Origin of the sequence: Rhodanobacter sp. FW021-MT20 (assembly GCF_041107475.1) — a bacterium.
Classification (GTDB): domain Bacteria; phylum Pseudomonadota; class Gammaproteobacteria; order Xanthomonadales; family Rhodanobacteraceae; genus Rhodanobacter_A; species Rhodanobacter_A glycinis.
This window is the reverse complement of record NZ_JBGBPX010000008.1, coordinates 110,407-128,626: the sequence shown is the minus strand read 5'-3', so window position 1 is coordinate 128,626 and position 18,220 is coordinate 110,407. Positions and strand designations below refer to the sequence as shown.

The 18,220-nt window shown below is 63.5% G+C and carries 13 protein-coding genes; 8 read left to right on the top strand and 5 right to left on the bottom strand.

Annotated elements, in window-relative coordinates; genetic code table 11:
* Window positions 1-137: 137 nt before the first annotated feature.
* Window positions 138-956 (bottom strand): hypothetical protein, encoded by an 819-nt coding sequence (locus AB7849_RS10630; RefSeq protein WP_157618231.1) that lies wholly within the window; start codon window positions 954-956, stop codon window positions 138-140.
* Window positions 957-1,109: 153 nt separating this feature from the next.
* Between AB7849_RS10630 and AB7849_RS10625 the strand changes: the two genes are divergently transcribed.
* The 8 genes from AB7849_RS10625 (at window position 1,110) to AB7849_RS10590 (ending at window position 10,704) form a co-directional block, all read left to right on the top strand.
* Window positions 1,110-1,970 carry a M15 family metallopeptidase gene (locus AB7849_RS10625; protein WP_008217008.1) on the top strand — a complete coding sequence of 287 codons (861 nt, stop codon included), beginning with the start codon at window positions 1,110-1,112 and terminating at the stop codon, window positions 1,968-1,970.
* A gap of 40 nt (window positions 1,971-2,010) precedes the next feature.
* The gene (locus AB7849_RS10620) at window positions 2,011-3,003 is read left to right on the top strand and encodes a PAAR domain-containing protein (RefSeq protein WP_369501054.1); all 993 of its coding nucleotides are present in this window, start codon (window positions 2,011-2,013) and stop codon (window positions 3,001-3,003) included.
* 129 nt (window positions 3,004-3,132) lie between these two features.
* A complete protein-coding gene (locus AB7849_RS10615) occupies window positions 3,133-3,345 on the top strand; it encodes a hypothetical protein (RefSeq protein WP_139201787.1) in 213 nt (70 codons plus the stop codon).
* Window positions 3,342-3,737 (top strand): hypothetical protein, encoded by a 396-nt coding sequence (locus tag AB7849_RS10610; protein WP_037099463.1) that lies wholly within the window; start codon window positions 3,342-3,344, stop codon window positions 3,735-3,737. Before AB7849_RS10615 ends, AB7849_RS10610 begins: the two co-directional genes overlap by 4 nt.
* Before the next feature lie 11 nt (window positions 3,738-3,748).
* Complete coding sequence (locus tag AB7849_RS10605; RefSeq protein WP_157618063.1) at window positions 3,749-5,176, top strand: hypothetical protein; 1,428 nt, start codon at window positions 3,749-3,751, stop codon at window positions 5,174-5,176.
* A 16-nt stretch (window positions 5,177-5,192) separates the two neighbouring features.
* Window positions 5,193-8,942, top strand: coding sequence for a type VI secretion system membrane subunit TssM (gene tssM, locus AB7849_RS10600; protein WP_369501053.1), 3,750 nt, complete (start codon window positions 5,193-5,195; stop codon window positions 8,940-8,942).
* Window positions 8,939-9,922: a type VI secretion system-associated protein TagF gene (gene tagF / locus AB7849_RS10595; RefSeq protein ID WP_008210610.1), complete on the top strand. Its 984-nt coding sequence runs from the start codon at window positions 8,939-8,941 to the stop codon at window positions 9,920-9,922. Before tssM ends, tagF begins: the two co-directional genes overlap by 4 nt.
* 2 nt (window positions 9,923-9,924) lie before the next feature.
* Window positions 9,925-10,704 carry an OmpA family protein gene (locus AB7849_RS10590; RefSeq protein ID WP_008210609.1) on the top strand — a complete coding sequence of 260 codons (780 nt, stop codon included), beginning with the start codon at window positions 9,925-9,927 and terminating at the stop codon, window positions 10,702-10,704.
* Window positions 10,705-10,940: 236 nt separating this feature from the next.
* Here AB7849_RS10590 and AB7849_RS10585 read toward each other — a convergent pair whose 3' ends face one another.
* The 4 genes from AB7849_RS10585 to AB7849_RS10570 form a co-directional block, all read right to left on the bottom strand.
* On the bottom strand, window positions 10,941-11,909 hold the full coding sequence (locus AB7849_RS10585; RefSeq protein ID WP_157618061.1) for a DUF6708 domain-containing protein: 969 nt from the start codon (window positions 11,907-11,909) through the stop codon (window positions 10,941-10,943).
* Between the two features lie 4 nt (window positions 11,910-11,913).
* Window positions 11,914-14,568 (bottom strand): T6SS effector BTH_I2691 family protein, encoded by a 2,655-nt coding sequence (locus AB7849_RS10580; RefSeq protein WP_008210607.1) that lies wholly within the window; start codon window positions 14,566-14,568, stop codon window positions 11,914-11,916.
* Entirely contained in the window at window positions 14,565-15,353 is a 789-nt protein-coding gene (locus AB7849_RS10575) for a DUF4123 domain-containing protein (protein WP_157618060.1), read from the bottom strand. The genes AB7849_RS10580 and AB7849_RS10575 overlap by 4 nt, the downstream gene beginning before the upstream one ends.
* A gap of 73 nt (window positions 15,354-15,426) precedes the next feature.
* The gene (locus AB7849_RS10570) at window positions 15,427-18,213 is read right to left on the bottom strand and encodes a type VI secretion system Vgr family protein (RefSeq protein ID WP_008210605.1); all 2,787 of its coding nucleotides are present in this window, start codon (window positions 18,211-18,213) and stop codon (window positions 15,427-15,429) included.
* Between the last annotated feature and the right edge of the window lie 7 nt (window positions 18,214-18,220).

Here is an 18,220-nt window from a genome sequence, read left to right as displayed (position 1 = left end):
GCGAGCCGGACGCCAACGGCTGGCGCGCCGGCGCCGCAAGGAATCCGCGTCACCCGTTTGGCACCTTGCCCGAACATCAGCCGCCGACTTTCGATGCAAGTCGTGCCCGGGCACTGAAACTGCGCCGCTGAAAAACCTCAGGCGCCGTCCGAAGTCGAGGCCGGGCAGGCCGCGGTCTGCCCGCTATGACCGGCACACAGCTTCTGGCGACAACGCAAGCCGGCTTCGGTGTTCGCCGCGGGACAGGCCTGCATGCGCGCCTCGATACCATCCAGGCTATCCGCCGGTTTCTGCACGTGGCGGATGCGTTCCAGCGTCTTGCGCGATGCAGGGCTGCCCACTTCCACGTGCTGGATGAGCGCCGTGAGCAGGGCCACGTCGGAATCCCCGCTCGTGCTCGCACGTCGCACGACCCGACGCGGTGCTGCGGCATGCTTGCGCTCGGAGGCCGGCGTGAAGATCTCGCTCAACGCCACCGCATCCTTGCTGGCACTCGCACTTGCAGCCGGCGCAGGCGCGGCCGTCGCAACTTCGGCCGAGTCGGATGTCTCGGGAAGAATGACTGCCGCATGGGGCGCCGCCTCCGCCCCGGCATCGCCATCCTGACCGGTCGACGCGGGGGTTGCCGACTCCGGTGAAACGTCGCCGGACGCGATCGACGCAGGCACGTGCGATCCCGCCGATTCGGCAGTGTCATGCGCCGCCACGCGCGTGGCCGGCGTCGAGCCCGTGCCGTCGAATGCACCGCCCAGCACCAGCAGCAGCACCGCGGCGCATCCAAGCAGCAGCCATACCGATGGCCACAGCCAGCGACGTGGCCGATTCGTGACGGAGGGCGGCGGCGCATCACTCTGCAAGCCGGATAGAATGCGCCCCTGTGGCGCAGCCGATGGCGCTTCGTGCGCGTCGGCATCGAGCAGACTGGGGCTTCTCGATCGTGATTCCTTCGGATCCAAGCGCAACTCCCTTTAAGCTTTGGCCACGGATAAAACAGGGCGAACCATACTAGCTAGCGGCGGCGCGATCCAAGACCCAGGCCGCAATGCGGCCCAATCGCGGCATCGATCCACGCTTGATTCGACCCTTCACGACAAGGATTTCACCGCTTCATGGACCCGTTGTTTGGCTGGCTGATCGGGCTGCTCGCCCTGACCTTGCTGCTGCTGTGGCTGGTCTGCTTCCCGGAAATCCGCATCGCGTTGTGGCGACGCTTCACCGCGCGCGGCAAACATGTGACGGAGCGCACAAAACGGACACTTCATCGTTCCGGCGAAACACTGCGCAACACCTCGCTCCATGCACGCGACAACGCCACGAACATGGGCCAGCGGCTGGGCCGTCACTGGGTGCTGCTGCTGGCACTGGCATTGATCCTGCTGCTGCCGCCCATGCTCATCCTGGGCTTGCGCCGCCATGTGATGCTGGATGGCTACGACACCACGCCATCGGCCGACCAGGGCACCACGGCACTCGTCGCCAGCCTGCTCAAGGGCGAACAACTGGTGCCGCCACCGGCGCTGCCGCCCGCCGTTTTCGTCACTCGCGAAGTCGAAATGGTTCGACCCGATCTCGGTTTGGCCAGCCGCAACTGGGCTAAGCTAAACGATGATTTTCGACAGCGCCTGCTCGTGGTTTTCAAGATCATGAAAGAACGCTACGGTTACGACATGGCCCTGATCGAGGGTTATCGCAGTCCCCAACGGCAGGCCATGCTTGCGGCCAAGGGCGGCAGCGTGACCAATGCCGGGGCCTGGCAGAGTTATCATCAGTACGGTCTGGCCGCCGACTGCGCGTTCTATCGCGACGGCAAACTGGTGATCTCGGAAAAGGATCCCTGGGCCATGCGTGGCTACCAGCTGTATGGCCAGGTAGCCGAGGCTGCCGGTCTGGTGTGGGGTGGCAGCTGGAAGATGATGGATCTTGGCCACGTGGAATTGCACAAACCCGGCATGGGGCCGCACCGGCACTGAAGGAAACCGGCCCACGCATTATCGGTAAGGAAACCTGGACATGAGCAAACCCTTCATTGTCATCGGCGACAAGACCAGCCACGGCGGCACCGTCGTCGGTGGAGCCAGCACCGCCACCACCCATGGCAAACAAGTCGCCCGCGTCAACGACAAGGTGACCTGCCCCAAGTGCGGCAGCACCACCATCGCCACCGGCGACAACAGCATGATCGTGATGGGCCAGCCCGTCGCCCGCCACGGCGACAAGACCGCCTGCGGCGCCACGCTGATCGCCGGGCAAAGCGTGACCACGACAGGGGCAGGCGGTGGCGGTGGCGGTGGCGGTGGCGGTGGCGGTGGCGGTGGCGGTGGCGACAAGCAGGCGGGGAGGGAGAGTGACTCCGCAAGCGTCGCATCGGCGAACGAGGCAACGCAGCAGACGAGCAATAGCCAATCTGACCAAGCGCCCCCCCAACAACATTACGGCGAACCAAGTGGACCTCAATGGGTCAGTCGCTATCCGACGAGCACTTCGGCCTCCGATTTGGTGCAACCCTTCAAGGATGATGTCGAGCGGTTTACCCACGCATTGCGTGCAGCAGGTGCTTCCGTTCACATCAATGCAACCCGGCGACCACCCAAGCGCGCTTATCTCATGCACTGGTCATGGAAAATCGTGCATGGGACATCTCCCGAATCCGTTCCGAATGGCCCCGTAGACATTGACTGGGCTCATCGTGACACCGCTGGCCGATCCGACTTGGCCGCTGCTCGTGCAGCCGCGCAGCAAATGGTTAATGGCTACGGTTTGCAGCGACTTCGTGTAGCGCCGGCGCTCCATTCACGTCATATCGATGGCAAAGCCATAGATATGAATATCAGTTGGTCAGGCACGCTAAAAATCGTCGATGCCAATGGCAAAACAGTCGCAATCGATTCTCAGCCACGCGATGGAATGAATTCGGACCTTGCAACTGTGGGCCTGAGCTATGGCGTACACAAATTTGTGGGTGGCGAAACCGATATTCCCCACTGGTCGAGTGACGGTCACTGAATCATGTCCAAGTTACGGTTCAATCTCTGCATCGCAATGTTCTGCGCTATAGCAGCGCCGCAGGCATCCTGTGCACAAACTCCCCCAAAACAACTAAATCAGACAAGCGCGACGCTCCCATCAGACGTCGTGAAGTACATCAACAAGCGCGACCTCTGTGACCACTTCCGAGGCGAGATCCCCGACCCATCTGATAAAACCCGGATGGAGCAGGTCAACAAGGCCATCAATCAATATTGCATTGGCACTGATGCGAAACTTGCATCCTTAAAAGCCAAATACAAAGACAGTAAAACGGTTCAGGATGCACTTTCCGAATACGACCCGCACATTGAACCATGATCCGCGTGCGTTTCTTGCCGGCCGTCGCCATCGTTATCATGGCCCTTAATCTTTGTGCGACTCGCGCGCACGCGCAACCTCATGGCACGAGGATCACCGGGATTTATTCCGACATGGCCATGCATGACGGCGACGTCATCGGTGACGAGGCATTCATCCTGTTCACCAGCCACGGCTATTACGTCGTGTTCCAACATGGCGAAGGAGAGCCCGGCGTGCCGATGACAGTCCCCGCCGATCTCCACGGCAACGCCATCTCCTTCACGTTGCCCGTTGCAGCCGATCCGCGCGGCGCGTTTCACGGCCACATCGTGGACGGCATTCTGGAAGGCCACTTCGATGGCAACGGACAAACCCTGCGCCTCAAGCGCAAGCCGAGTTATTGGCAATGACTGAAACGCCGATGGAACGACGCTCCCTGCTCCGCCCGCTTGCCTTTGTCGTGCTGGTCTTCGGCGTGATCTGGTGCACGATGATCGTGCGCTGGCGCATGGCCAACCGCGTGCCCAACGGCACCGACGTGGCGCTTTACCTGGTGGCGCTGCCGCTGGGCCTGTTGCTTGGCTTCGTGTTGCTGCGCAAGGTGATCGACGCGACGAAGAAGCGTCGACAGAAAGCTGCACAAGCCGATGTTGCCGACGCGGACGCCGCCGAACCTGTCACGCCGGAAGATCCTTCGCTGGCATGGCAATTGCCGATTTTCGCCGCCAACGTACTGTTCGCCGGTGGCGACACACCGGCGGCCCTGATCGATGCGGCGCGCGCCAGCCAACGCGCCGAATTGCACCCCACGCTGCGTGACGGCCAGGGCTTGCCGGTCTTCGCCGTGGGGGTGGATGACGTGGATACGGCAGCGATCGACGACAGCCTCCCCGACGCCGCGCAAGGCTGGAGCGAATCGCGCAAGCGCGCGCTGGTGCTGGCGCAGACGCTGGCAACGCGCGTGCTGGACGAACACTTCGACGCCCTGCGCGCTGCCGATCCATCCGCCGACATGCCGCCTGGGCGCGCCAAACCCCGCCCGCTGCTGCAGCTCGAATGGTTGCTGCCCGCGCACTGGAGCGACGCGGATCGCGACGCCGCGCAGGCGTGGCTGACGGCCCAACTCGCGGCCCAGGGCTGGAGCGCGCCGTCGTTGCAAGTCACCGTCAGCGGCATCGGTAGCGGCGCCGCCGCGCTGAAACGGCTGGACGATCTCAACCGCGCCTTCCACGGCGACGCACCACGCTTGCCTCACCTGTTGCTGGCCAGCGATTCGCATATCGATGAAGCCAGCATCGCCGAATGGGACGCCGCGCATCGCCTGCACGGCGCCAGCCGGCCGGAAGGCCAGGTGCCCGGCGAAGGTGCCTGCGCGTTGCTGCTGGCCGCCAAACATCCGGCCGGTGAAGCCGAACTGGCCCGTCTGCACCGCTTGCTGGCCGCGCAACGCGCGCAGCCGGTGGACAAACCTGGCCGGCTGCAGGCCGACACCTTCAACGAACTCGTCGGCCAGGCGCTGGAACGCACGAAGCTGGAAGCCGACGCACCGGCACATCTGGTCAGTGACACCGACATGCGCGCCAGTCGCTCGGCCGAGGCGATGCATCTGGTCGAGCAGGCGCTGCCCGAACGCGACCCGATCGAAACCCTGCTGCCGCTTGGCATCGCGAACGGCGAATGCGGCGCAGCGCTGGCACTGGCGACCGTTGCCGTAGCCGCGCAACTGGCTGTCGATACGCAGCAACCCGGCCTGATCCTTTCCCACCACGACGCCAGCCTGCGCGCCGTGGCCGTGGTGACCCCGCCCGCCCCGGCGACCTCCACCAGCACCACTCCCACATTGGCATGACAGGAATCCGCTTCCGATGAACCGTCTTCGTTACCTGCTCACCGACTCGCGCACGCTGGCCGTGATCGGCATCGTGATCGTGGCCGGCGTGTTCCTGCTTGGACGCAACACGCTGAAGATGATTGCGTTCTGGGTCGGCATCGCGCTGATCGCGCTGCTGATCGTGCTGGTCGTGCTGTGGATCCTGCGGCGCATGCGCGCACGCCGTTCGTCCGAACAACTGGGCGAAGCACTGCTGAAACCGTCCGCTTCCGGCAACAGTGCCGGCGGCAACAACCGCAACGCCGATGTGGACGCACTGCGCGAGCGCCTGCGCGAGGCGGTGAAGGCGATCAAGACCTCGCGCCTGGGCCAGACCAAGGGCACCGAAGCGCTGTACGAATTGCCGTGGTACATGATTATCGGCAACCCGGCCGCCGGCAAAAGCACCGCCATCGTCAATTCCGGCCTGCGCTTCCCGTTTGCCGACAACCACGGCAGCATCGTGCAAGGCATCGGTGGCACGCGCAATTGCGACTGGTACTTCACCACCGAAGGCATCCTGCTCGACACCGCCGGCCGCTATTCGGTGCACGACGAAAACCGCAGCGAATGGCTGAGCTTCCTCGAACTGCTGCGCAAGAACCGTCCGCGCGCGCCGATCAACGGCATCATCATCGCCGCCAGCATCGCCGAGCTCACCGGCAACCGTCCCGAGTTCGCCATCAACCTGGCCAAGAACCTGCGCCAGCGCGTGCAGGAATTGACCGAATGGCTGGAGGTGATCGCACCGGTCTACGTGGTGTTCACCAAGGCCGACCTGATCGCCGGCTTCAACGACTTCTTCCACACCCTGGACGACGGCGAACGCGAGCGCGTGTGGGGCACCACGCTGCCATTCCAGCCCGAGGGCAGCGCCGATGCGGTGGACCAATTCGACCGCTACTTCGACGAACTGTCCGAAGGCCTGAAGGAGATGAGCCTGTCGCAGATGTCGCTGAATCGCGGCAATGAACTGGCGCCGGGTCTGCTCACGCTGCCGCTGGAATTCACTGGCATCAAGGCCACGCTGCGCACCTTCATCACCACGCTGTTCGAAGACAACCCATTCCAGTTCCGCCCGGTGTTCCGCGGCTTCTACTTCACCAGCGCGCTGCAGGAATCAGCCTCGGTACACCACGCCTCCGACCGCATCGCGCAGCGCTACGGCCTGGCCCACGCCGAGGCTGCACCCGTCGAAGGCCGCGCGTCGGCGAAGGGTTATTTCCTGCTCGACCTGTTCCGCAAGGTGATCTTCGCCGACAAGCAACTGGTGCGGCAGTACTCCAGCCGCAATCGCACGCGCACGCGCTACGCGGTGCTGCTGGGCTCGGCGCTGGCGCTGGGCCTGGCCCTGGCCGGCTGGGCCTGGTCGTACACCAACAACCGCCAGTTGGTGGTCAACGTGCAGGCCGACCTGAACAAGGTGGAAGCGCTGCAGAAGGGCCGCATCGACCTGCAATCGCGCCTGCAGGCACTGCAGATCCTGCAGGATCGCCTGCAGCAGCTGCAGGATTACCGCCACGACCATCCGCTGATGCTGGGCCTGGGCCTGTACCAGGGCGACACCATCGAAAACAAGCTGCGCACCGAGTACTTCCACGGCATGCAGCAGTTGATGCTGACGCCGGTGACGCAGAACCTCGAAGCCTACCTGGGCAAGGTGGTGGCCGATCGCGACCAGCTGGTGCAGACCAAGCCCGGTGCGGCCGGCGCCACGCCATCGCAACCGATGGCCGCCCCGGGCACCTACCAGGCACCCTCGCCCACCAACACGCAGGATGCCTACAACGCGTTGAAGGCCTACCTGATGCTGGGCGATCCCAGCCGGGTCGAGCCGGTGCACCTGTCCGACCAGCTCACCCGCTTCTGGCGTGAATGGCTGGATGCCAACCGCGGCATGATGACCCGCGACGAACTGATCAGCAGCGCCGACCACCTGATGAGCTTCTACGTGGCCCAGTACGCCAAGCCGGGCTGGCCCACCATCGACAACAAGGTCGCGCTGGTAGACGACACCCGGCAATCGCTGCGCCACGTGATGCGCGGCATGCCGGCGATCAATCGCGTGTATGCCGAGATCAAGGCACGCGCCGCCACGCGTTATCCGTCGATCAGCGTGGCCTCGATCCTCGGCGACCAGAACGACAAGATCCTGGTGGGCAGCTACGCCATTCCCGGCACGTTCTCGCGCGAGGCGTGGGAGGGCTACGTAAAGGGCGCCATCCGCGATGCCGCCAACAACGAACTGAACGCCACCGACTGGGTGCTGCAGACCACCCAGCAGACTGACCTCACCTTGTCCGGCAGCCCCGAGCAGATCCAGAAGCAACTGGAGTCGCTCTACGACAAGGACTACGTGCACGAGTGGCAGAAATTCCTGCAGGGCGTGTCGGTGGCATCGTTCGGCAGCTTTGCCGATGCGGTGAACGACATGAACACGCTGGGCGATCCGCAGAACTCGCCGATGCGCAAGCTGGTCGAGACCGTTTACCAGGAAACCTCCTGGGACAACCCGTCGCTGGTCGACCAGGGCCTGAAATCGGCCCAGGGCGGCTTCGTCGGCTGGTTCAAGCGGGTGATCCTGCGCCGCCAGCCGCGCGGCGTGAATCTCAACTTGGACAACGTCAAGGGACCGGGTGGCGGCAAGTTGCGCACCGGGCCGGTGGGCAGTGCGTTCGCTGGCGTGGCGCAGTTGATGGTGGCGCGCAACAACAACCCGCCGCTGCTGAACAATTACCTGGACATGCTGGCCAAGCTGCGCACCCGGCTCAACGCGATCAAGAACCAGGGCGACCCGGGCCCCGGCGCTCGCCAGCTGATGCAGAAAACGCTCGACGGCAGCGGTTCGGAGCTTTCCAGCGGCCTGCAATTGGTCGACGAACAAATGCTCGACGGCCTCGACGATCGCCAGCGCAACACGCTGCGTCCGCTATTGCTGCGTCCGTTGATGCAAACCTTCAACGCGCTGGTGCAGCCCACCGAAACCGAGATCAACAAGATCTGGACCGCGCAGGTCTACACCCCGTTCGAGAAGAATCTCGCGCAGAAGTATCCGTTCGACAGCAACGGCCAGGTGCAGGCCGCCGACAGTGAGATCTCGCAGATCTTCGGCCCCTCCGGCGGCATCGCCAAGTTCGCCAGCGACACGCTGGGACCGTTGGTCGATCGCCGTGGCGACACGCTCACCGCCAAGCAGTGGGCCGACATGGGCATCACCCTGTCGCCGAAGCTGATGGCCGGCTTCGCGCAGTGGGTGGCGCCGCTGGGCCAGACCACCGGCAGCGGCACGCAAACCATCTTCAAGATCCAGCCGGAACCCGGCAGCGGCGGCATCAGCGAGTACACCATCAACATCAACGGCCAGAGCCTGCGCTACCGCAACACCCCGCCGGACTGGAAGCCGTTCGTGTGGGATGGCAACCAGGCCAACCCGATGGCGCAGATCAGCGCGGTGACCTACGACGGCCGCACCGTGATGATCGAGAACATCAGCGGCAACGACGCGCTGAAGAAGCTGTTCCTCGCCGCGAAGGGCACCCTGGACAAGGCCACCGGCATCTACACGCTCACCTGGAGCAAGGGCCCGATCTCCGTCACCGCGCACCTGCAACTGGTCAGCGGCGCACAGACCAACGGCGACGGCACGCAGAAGCAGGGCCTGCAGGGCACCGTCCTGCCGGCCACGGTGGCCGGCAGCGGACGCGCCGACGCAAACGCACAACCCGCCACGGAGGGAGCACCATGAACGGCGAACTGGCACTCAACATCAGCTACTTCGGCAAGCTGCCCAGCCGTGGCGATTTCCTCAAGGCCCAAGGCAACAACCACCAGCTGATCGCCATGCTCGATCGCTGGGCCGGCCAGGGGCTGGAACAGTTGTCGCAGGATGTCGCCTGGAAGCAGCTCTACGACATGGGCCACCCGCTCAACTTCGCGATCCTCGGTTCGCGCAGTCGCGGCACCATTGCCGGCCACCTATTGCCCAGCACCGATGCCTCCGGGCGACGCTTCCCGTTCATGACCGCGGTGTCGATGGACGTGCCGCAACCGCTGGCCTTCCTTTCGCGCAGCCCGCTGGCGTTCTCGCGGGTGTGGTCGCGGCTGGAACGCGAAACACGGGTGGCGCGCGACGCACCCGATCCGGCGGTGCCGCTGACCGAGCTGGTGGACAACCGCGCCAACGTCAACGTGCTGTACGAAGCACTCAACCCCGCATTCCAGGATTTCCTGGAAATGCAGACGCTGGAAAGCCTGCAAGGCTTGCTGGCGGTGCACGACCACCCGGTCTCGCTGCGGCGCATCCTGCTGGCGCTGGGCATCCTGTTGCAGCCGGTGATGAGCAGCGGCGCCGCACGCATCGGCAAGGGCCTGCTGTTGCCGCTGCCGCGCGATCCGCTGTACCGCAACCTGGTGTCCACCCTGTGGCTCGACCTGATCTCCGGCTTCCTCAGCCGCGCCGATTTCGAGCTGCTGGTGCTGCTGCGGCACGGGCCGCAACCCTCGCTCGCCGTCAGCTTCAGCGGCGTGCAGGGACGCAGCTTGCAAGCCATGTTCGACCCAAGCGTGGCCGAGCAGGACTTCATCCCGCTGTACGACCCCGACTGGGTCGAGGATCACGCCCACGACGACCCCGCGCTGAAGAAACTGTCCGCCTACGCCAGCCAGGACGACCTCTCGCTGCGCACCGCGCGAAACACCTTCCGCGAAACCTTTCTGGGAGCATGAGCATGACCCTGCGAATACTCGCCGCCAGCACGCTGCTGCTGTGCGCCGCCGGCGCCCTGGCGCAGACCGTGCCGGCACCGGCGCAAGATGGCATGGTGACCGTCAGCGGCACCGTGCCCAACGAGACCACCAAGGCCGCCGTGCTCGACCACCTGCGCAAACTCTATGGCGCCGACCACGTGGTTGATCACGTCGAAGTCGGCGGCGTCGTCACGCCAGCCAACTGGAGCCGTTACGTCACCGCCATGATCGGCCCTAACCTCAAGCAGGTGTCCCAGGGCAAGGTGCAGGTACAGGGCAACACCATCGACATCAGCGGCGAAGTGCCCAACGAGGCCGTGCGCCAGCAGGTGCTCAGCAGCCTGTCCGGCGCGTTCGACTCGCACTACGGCATCAAGCAGAACCTGCACATCGGCCAGTCCAAGCAGAAAGTTCTGGACGACACCCTGGCCAACCGCACCGTGCAGTTCCAGAGCGGCAGCTCCATCCTCACCCCCGCCGGCCGCACCGTGCTCGACCAGATGGCCGCCGCCATTCGCAAACTCGACGACCCGTTCATCGCCATCGTCGGCAACACCGACAACACCGGCAACCGCCAGTCCAACATCGAACTGAGCCTGGCCCGCGCCAGTGCGGTAAAGGCCTATCTGGTAGCCAAGGGCATCCCCGCCGCCAACCTCTCGGTAAGCGGCCAAGGCCCCGACAACCCCATCGCCGACAACAGCACCGACGCGGGGCGTGCTCGTAATCGTCGTATTGATTTCAGGATCGACAAGAACTGAAGCTCACAGGCCACATCCATGCGCCCCGTCTCACTCAGTCCTCGCCAGGTGCCAACCGACTGTCGGCGCTTGGTTTACGGTTTGCTGGGGACTACCAAGAAAGCTGGTGTCGGAGGCGGGGCGTGAAATCACTGCCCCTTCGCTGAACTGTTGCCGTCCACTTTTTATGTTCAGACTATCAGCCGATAGGCCATTTCGCTCCTGAGTTCCTACCAGGCATGTGTCCACGACACGACCTATTTCATGTGTCGTTCGCGCTGGCCTTTGCGCACCTGCGCGTCCAGTGCCTGTTTGTTGATCTCGTAGCCTTCGCCGATGTAGACCGGCTCGGGGAGGTGATAGGGGTCGTTCTCGGCAATCCGGCATTCGGCCTCGACTTCCAGCGGCCAGACGGGCTGCTTGCAGGTCTTGAACACCAGCCAGCGCAGCACCACCAGCGGGCCTTCGATCGGCAGCAGGATGAGTTGCGCCACGGTGGAGGCTGCGCCGATGCGGATGAAGCTCATCCGCCAGCAGTTGTGCCAGGTGGGCGAGGCCGTCATCGAGACGAACGGCGGCTTGACGCCCTTGGGGCCTTCGTCCATGTAGCGGCGGATGAATTCCCAGAGCTCGTTGACCGGCGCTTCGATCCCATACGAATGGCCGGTGGCGAAGGTGTCCTTGACGGTATCGCCGTCCATCACATGGCAGCGCACGTCGAGCAGGGACTTGTCGCTCATGCCATGGCCGCGATGGAAATACCCCTCTTCCCATGGCACCTCCAGCACCCCGCCCGGACCGTTGTGACGGAACACGTAGACCTTGCGCGTCTTGCGGTTGTAGCGGATGGGGTAATGAGTGTAGGTGAAGAATTCTTTGCGGAGGGCGAGAAAAACCGGAATCAACGATAACAAAAAAACAAAAAACGCAGTCGAAATTATAAGAAGCGGATGACCTTGCGCGAAGTCGGTAAAAGCGTTAACAAACAAGAATATTGAGGCACCGAATAGAAAGCAAAAGCCGGCTAATACAATAAGCATTCCCATTGAGCCGCGTAAGGAGAAACAGCGGTCTATAAATTCTACATAGGTGGAATTAAACTTCGTCAGCGAACCTCGATCGGAAGCCTCCACATTATTTTGTCGTTCGTGCCGCAAGGCTTCCCGCTGCTCGTCTTCCGTAATCGGCCGATTGACTTTGAACTTGTAGATCCACCCGCTATACATGGAGTCACCCCTGCGCCAAGGCCTCAAGGGCCTTGTTTTGTGCTGCAAAATTCGGGAAGTCCGGGTGATGGCCGAACTTGCACTTATCCAGCCATTTTTGCAGATCGTCCGATTTGAACAAGGATACAAGCCAAATCGCAGCAGCAATAATCAATCCAAGGATCAGGCCAACGCCCGTCGCATCAAGAACAAGCATAAGAATTGCGGCTACCACCTCCAAGGCGCCAAGAATGATCATCGTGACGCCAAGGCCAAGATTGGTTTTTGTCTCCTCGATGCCATCCATGAATTCCAACACGCCCGCAATAACTCCACCTGCCGCCCCAAGCAACTTCGCCACCCCAGTCAACGCCTTCGTCCAGGTGCCCATTGCCTCGATCTGGCCCAGCAACGGCGGCTTGGCCGCACCCCATGCAAAGCTCTTGCTTATCGATCCACCCACGTCCGCCATACCGCCGGCCAGCGAGCTCATGCCGCCTCGGACGTTCCAGAGCTTGGCCCTCACGTCCGTGCCCGTGGCTTCCGCCTTGGCCAAGTCCTTGAACGCCGTGCGTGCGCCCAAAGCCGCGAACAAGGCACCTATGACGCCGCCCTTGACCTCGGCATTGCCCACACGGCGCACGCAGCTCGCATATTCAAGCTCGAAGTTTTCCACGCTGACCGCCGCAGCCACGATGCCGGCACGCTTGCTTGCGCCCATGCTTCCACTGAGTTTCTTGAGGGCATCCAGGTCATTCTCTTGCATGACTAGCAGAGCGCGGCCACTGACCAGATCGTGGTCTGCCTCATCGACCACACGACGCGCGCCCGACTGCAGCAGGCCTGCCCGGCCACCCGACATTTCCGCCAGGGCCGTCGCCAGCGCGTGTGCCGCTTGCGTACGCGCCCCCTCGAACTGGACCCCACCGACCACCATACCCGGGTGCTGAACCGTAAGTACCGCCTGCATCAACCCCAGCATGCGTTTTTCCGGCAACTTGGCCGCAGCCCATACCAGACCGCCATCCACCAGGTCACCCAGCCGGCTGATGATTGGTCCGCCGAGCTGGTAGAGATACTTCGACAAGTTCGACGCGGCCCCCTCCAGCTTGCCTGCCGAGCCCTTGACGAAGGTGTCCTTGAGGGCGTCATAGACCTTGGAGCCGATGTCCAGCCAAGGCATGTCGCCTTCGGCCTGTTTGGCGGCGGACTGCACCCACTTTTCCGCCAACGTGTCCTGACCGAACACCAGCGCACGCACGACAACGTGATCGGCGTGGGTAGGATCGGACTCCAGCGCCTTCGTGAAATACGCCATCGTCGCATTGCGCCCAGCAGCGCCATAGATGCAGGCATACATCGTCAACAGGAAGTTCAAGCCGCTGTCGATGTTCGCGGGGTCGAAATTGTGGGTGAACGCGCGCTTGAACGACGTCGACTCCAGCCATTTCACATAGACGGCATCCAAGGGCTGGATCGTCGCTTCGTCGAAGGCCTTCAATTCGCTCTTGTATGCTTGGATGTAATTCTTCCGTCCTGGATCGTCATAGCACGTCTGGTACTTTTCCCAAGCGTGCTTGTTGATCTCCAACTGTTCCGCCGGACTGATGACGCCGACGCGGTCTTGCCAGCCCGGTCGCGTGATCTGACGTGTAATGGTCGGCATCATCAGGCTCAACACGGAATGCTCGGCCTCCGCGTGATGCTTGCGGTCGGCGCTTTCCTGCTTGACAGCGCCGTTGCCAACGGCAGCCTTGATCGACTCGATGGTCGTAGCGGTCTGGAACTTCCATTTGCGCTCGGGCTCTTCCGTCCACTCCACGGCGCGATGCTGGGCCAGTTGGTTCAACTCCATGGTGATGCCCGTGGCATCGTCCAGAGCCAGCAATGCCGGCTTGTGAATGGTGCAGGCCGCATTCGCCTCCGCCAGAAATTCTGCCGCCTGCGCACTGGCATCAACGAACTTGTGCGGCGAGAAGTCGAAGGCAGGGATTTCAAGTAGCGCTCGCGTGTATCGTGCCGTCGTGTCGTACATCTTGCCGATCACGCCAAATAATGTCGTGGACCTGGGCTGCTCTCTGGCAGCCGCCGCGAATTCGGCGACACGGCTCGTCAACTCGCCCATCGGCACGGCATGCGTTTGCCTGCCGCCCTCAAGCCACGCCGCGACATCGATCTTGCGCATATGCGCCGCGCGGTAGCTGCGTCCATCGTCGCCATCGTGCTTCTTGAGTACGGCAGGCGTCCATGGCGTATCCGAAAAGCCCACCCACACGACGCCAGCCTTGTCGGCATCCTCGATCTTGATGCAGCGTGCGAGCAGCGCATCACCCTGGCGATGGCACTGGAACCTGAGCTTGGCGACATCCGGCGGGGTTTTTCCCGGCACGAAATCGTAAAGGTAGGATTCTTCGGTTACCACGTATGCATACCATTTGCGACGATTCTCGTCGTAGGCATACAGGTAACCCGGGCGCAGGAGACGCGTCGTGTAATGCGCGACCTTGGCAGGAAGGGAAATACTGCTTGCTCCTACCCCGAAGGGAGCCGACAACGCCGGTGCGCTACCACGATCGGCTCGCACGATGGCATAGCGCAAAGGCAGGATAGGCAGCCCCGGGCGCTCGCAGAACGGGCAGGGATCGCTCTTTTTCTGGCAAAACGGACAGGTCGTGCTCATGGGTCGTCCTTGTAGTTTGTCGCGGTTTCAGCCAGTTGCAACATGGCCGCGTCATCTAGGTCGGCGCACGCGCCGACATAACTTTGCTTGCCGTCTCGAACTTGGGCAAGCCTGGTCTTCAACACCGGGTGCGCATGGATGCGCGGGTGAAAGCGAATGGCCTGGAAAGCGAACAACTGGCGGTCGTCCGGCGCGGTCATGCCCCAAGTGTGCGAAGACTCCACCAGCAGATCGTCGATATGGCGTACCAGCTTTTCTTCCGACGCGAGCGAAGGCATTGCGTCGGCCAGGGCTGTCAGCACCACGTTGATGTCTTCCATCCGCAACAGGGTCGGCCACTGATCCGCACGGATGTGCAACATGGATGCCGCACTCCCTTGCCTTGCACAACTCTGCCAGTCGTCGGCTGCCGTGTGCCAAGTCCACGTGTCCACCGGGCCAAGCAGGGCGTTCATCTGCGACGGATCGAACAGCCAGAACAGATGTCGAAAAACGCGTGGGTCGTGGAAGCGAAACACCCTGTCCTTGCCGCTCCGTCGCACATGCATGGTACGTGCAAGATGCTGCACGACCTGATCGCGGGGCTCGTCGGATTTCAATAGCGCCGAGAACATGGGGTGGTCGTGGCCTTGCGACCAGTCTTCGGCCAGATCGACCAAGGCGACACGCCGCTCGAACGACAAGATATTCAAGTCGATCAATCGCGGAAACAACTCCGGCTGACCCCTGAACACCCACGGAACCGCAGCCTTGGCATGGAAGCCACCCCACACGCCGATGTCCACCTGCAGTGGATTGATGATCGCGTAATCGTGGGACTGGATCAGTCGATGATCGAATACGCTCACTGGCCGCGCCTCATGCAATCGCCGCACCATTGCCGTCCGCGCGCTGCGTCTTGAATTCGCACAGCTTGACCTTGGCCCTGGCCAGGGCTACTTGCGACGTATTCGCAGACTGCGGCCCGGCGATTTCCCGCTGCGCCCCCTTGAACTCCGCCTTGCCCGGCGCACCGATTTCGATATCGCCGCCCTGAATCTTGAGATAGGCGCCGGCGGCGGTGAGCAGGAGGTGTTGCTTGGCGCTGGCGTTGATGCTGCCGGTGCTGCTGGAGATGGTGATGGCCTTTTGTGCGGCGAAGTCGGCTTGGTCCTGCTGCGCTTGCACGCTGACTTGTCCGCTGGCGGCGTGCAGTTTGATGCCGGTTGGCTTGACGGGCCGGCTGCCGGCATCGCTGCCTTGGGCGTACAGGGCGATGCCTTGGGCGGCGACTGCGCTCCATTGGCCTTGCGCGACGAGGTTGAGATCCTGACCGGCGCTGAGCAAGGTGTCGGTGCCGCTGATCCACATGTGATGCTTTGGCGTGACGGTGACCAATCCGTCCTGTCCGTGGGAGACCAGATGCGGCTTGCTCCAGGCGATGACGCTGCCTTCGCCACCGCCGATGCCGGCACCGGCGCTTGCGCCTTCGCGTGTTCCGGCCAGGTGCTGGCTGGTTTGGGTTTGTGCGGCGACGGCATTGAGCTTGTCCGGTGCCGGTTCACCGGGCAGTCCGGCTTGCTGCTTTTGCGCGACGTCGGTGAGGCTTTGCGCGAGCCGGGTGTTTTGATCGAGCACGCCGATGGCCGCGCTGGCATCCATTTGGCTACTGCCGGGCGCGCTGCTGAGCAACAGGCCGGTGCCGCCGCGCACAGCGCCTTGCGCCAGCGTGGACAGGGCCGCGCCGTAGCCGAGATCGGCCGCGCGCTGGTTATCGTCCAGCTGTTTGAAGTGGCCGAGTGTCAGCGCGCTTTCGTAATCAGTGGTGGCGAGCTGGGCGTGGCCCTGATTGGGCGTGTCGTCGAAGCGCAGTTGGCGGTAGCCGCCACTGCCGCTGGCGCTCTGGGCCAGGTCCTGGCTCTTGAAGCCTGAGAGCACGCCGGCGTGCTCGTTGCCGGTGAACCATGCGGCGGCATTGCCGGTGGCGCCACTGGGGCCGCCGGATTGCTGATTGAATGGGGCATCGGCATTGCCTTGGCCGTTGTACAGGCTGGCCATGACGATGGGACGGTCGATGTCGCCTTCCAGGTAATCCAGCCACACTTCCTGACCGACGCGCGGCAACGTGGCGCTGCCCCAGTTGGCACCGGCCAGCGGCGTACTGACGCGCGCCCAGGTGCCGGCGCTGGGATCGGCCGGTGCGTTGGCCTCACGTGGATGATCGAGCCGGTTGGCGGCGTTGCCGCCACGCTGCCAGTGTTGTTGCACGATGACGCGATGGTCGCGGTCGGTGTAGATGAGGTTGCCATTGCCCACGACGACGGCACTTTGCGCACCGCTGACGCTGGCGACGGGATGGCGGCGCAGGCCATGGCCAGCGGGCGTGTGCGGGCGGTAGGTGCGCGCGATGGGCAGGGCGATGAAGGTGTTCTGGTAGAGCGGGGTGTGGTCGTTGGCGACGTCGCCGTTTTTGGCTTCGTTATCGCGGCTCGTTTGGGAGGCTGTCGCGAGCACTCGTCCCTCACCCTGCCCTCTCCCTGCAGGAGAGAGGGTTTGCATCGCGTTGCCGAGCGCTTTTTCGATGGCGCCCTGCACATCCGCATCGAGGTTGTTGCGGGCGTGGTGTTCCACGCGCAGGCAGGCCAGCGCGTCGGCGGTTTGGGTGGGATGATCGACGAGCTGGAAGCTTTGCCCGGGTGCGAGACGGCGCACGCTGCCGCTGCCGTCGATCAGGCTGGAGCAGACGTGGCGGGCGTCCAGTTGTTGCTGCGCACGACGTTGCCCTGTCGCGAGGTTGGGCCACGCGTAGGGGCCGGCGGTGTCGTCGTCGGTCGCGTCAACAGCTGGGCCATCGACTTGCGCCTGCGCGGGGCGGGTGGACAGCGTGCGGTAATCCCAACTGGCGCGGGCCAGTTGACCGGTTTGCCAGCGCCGGGCCGGCGCCCAATGCTGGATGGTGTCGTCTTTTTCGGTGGCGTTGCTGCGGTGGTAACGCACGCTGGGGGCACGGCCGGGCTGGAACGCGGTGTTGCTGTCGGCCAGCACCAGTGTGTGCGTACCCAGGCTGGGCGAGGCGGCATCGCCGACATGCTCGAACCAGTAGAACAGGCCTTCTTCGGCCAGCAGGCGCTGGACGAAGGCGACGTCGGATTCCTGGTATTGGGTGGTCAGGCTGCGCTTGAGGTAGACCGAGCGATCGGCCAGTTCCCAGCGCCAGGCCGGCGTCACCACGCCCTGGGTGTAATGGCCAAACACCTGCTCGACGATCTCGATGACGCTGGCATCGTGGAAGGCATAGCTGTCCTGACGAAGATGGAGCAGCGACAGCCACGGTTCGATCACCAAGGTGTAGCGCGCCATGCCGCCATTGCTGCCCACCCGCTCGAACGCGGTGACGTGGCCATGAAACGGGCGCAGGTCGGTGCGCGAGTCGGCGGTGAGCAGTTCCACCAGCACCGGCGCGCCGAGCAGCGCATCCAGCGGCAGCATGGCGTTGGGCGACAGTGCGCTCAGCTCGAAGCGGAAGCCGCCCTGGTCCACCGCCTCCCAGCCGTCCAGCCGCTCGGCCACCAGCACGTCGCCGCCCAGCGGCGTATGCAGGCGTAGCAGGCGATTGGTCTGCCGTACCGAGCCCCAGAGAAGTTGCAGAATGTCCGTCGCTGCCATGTCGTTG

Bases quoted from the DNA above. Each gene is read 5' to 3' on its own strand.
- AB7849_RS10625 (WP_008217008.1), top strand. From the start codon at position 1,110: ATGGACCCGTTGTTTGGCTGGCTGATCGGGCTGCTCGCCCTGACCTTG.
- AB7849_RS10620 (WP_369501054.1), top strand. From the start codon at position 2,011: ATGAGCAAACCCTTCATTGTCATCGGCGACAAGACCAGCCACGGCGGC.
- AB7849_RS10610 (WP_037099463.1), top strand. From the start codon at position 3,342: ATGATCCGCGTGCGTTTCTTGCCGGCCGTCGCCATCGTTATCATGGCC.
- AB7849_RS10605 (WP_157618063.1), top strand. From the start codon at position 3,749: ATGGAACGACGCTCCCTGCTCCGCCCGCTTGCCTTTGTCGTGCTGGTC.
- tssM (WP_369501053.1), top strand. From the start codon at position 5,193: ATGAACCGTCTTCGTTACCTGCTCACCGACTCGCGCACGCTGGCCGTG.
- tagF (WP_008210610.1), top strand. From the start codon at position 8,939: ATGAACGGCGAACTGGCACTCAACATCAGCTACTTCGGCAAGCTGCCC.
- AB7849_RS10590 (WP_008210609.1), top strand. From the start codon at position 9,925: ATGACCCTGCGAATACTCGCCGCCAGCACGCTGCTGCTGTGCGCCGCC.
- AB7849_RS10585 (WP_157618061.1), bottom strand. From the start codon at position 11,909: ATGTATAGCGGGTGGATCTACAAGTTCAAAGTCAATCGGCCGATTACG.
- AB7849_RS10580 (WP_008210607.1), bottom strand. From the start codon at position 14,568: ATGAGCACGACCTGTCCGTTTTGCCAGAAAAAGAGCGATCCCTGCCCG.
- AB7849_RS10570 (WP_008210605.1), bottom strand. From the start codon at position 18,213: ATGGCAGCGACGGACATTCTGCAACTTCTCTGGGGCTCGGTACGGCAG.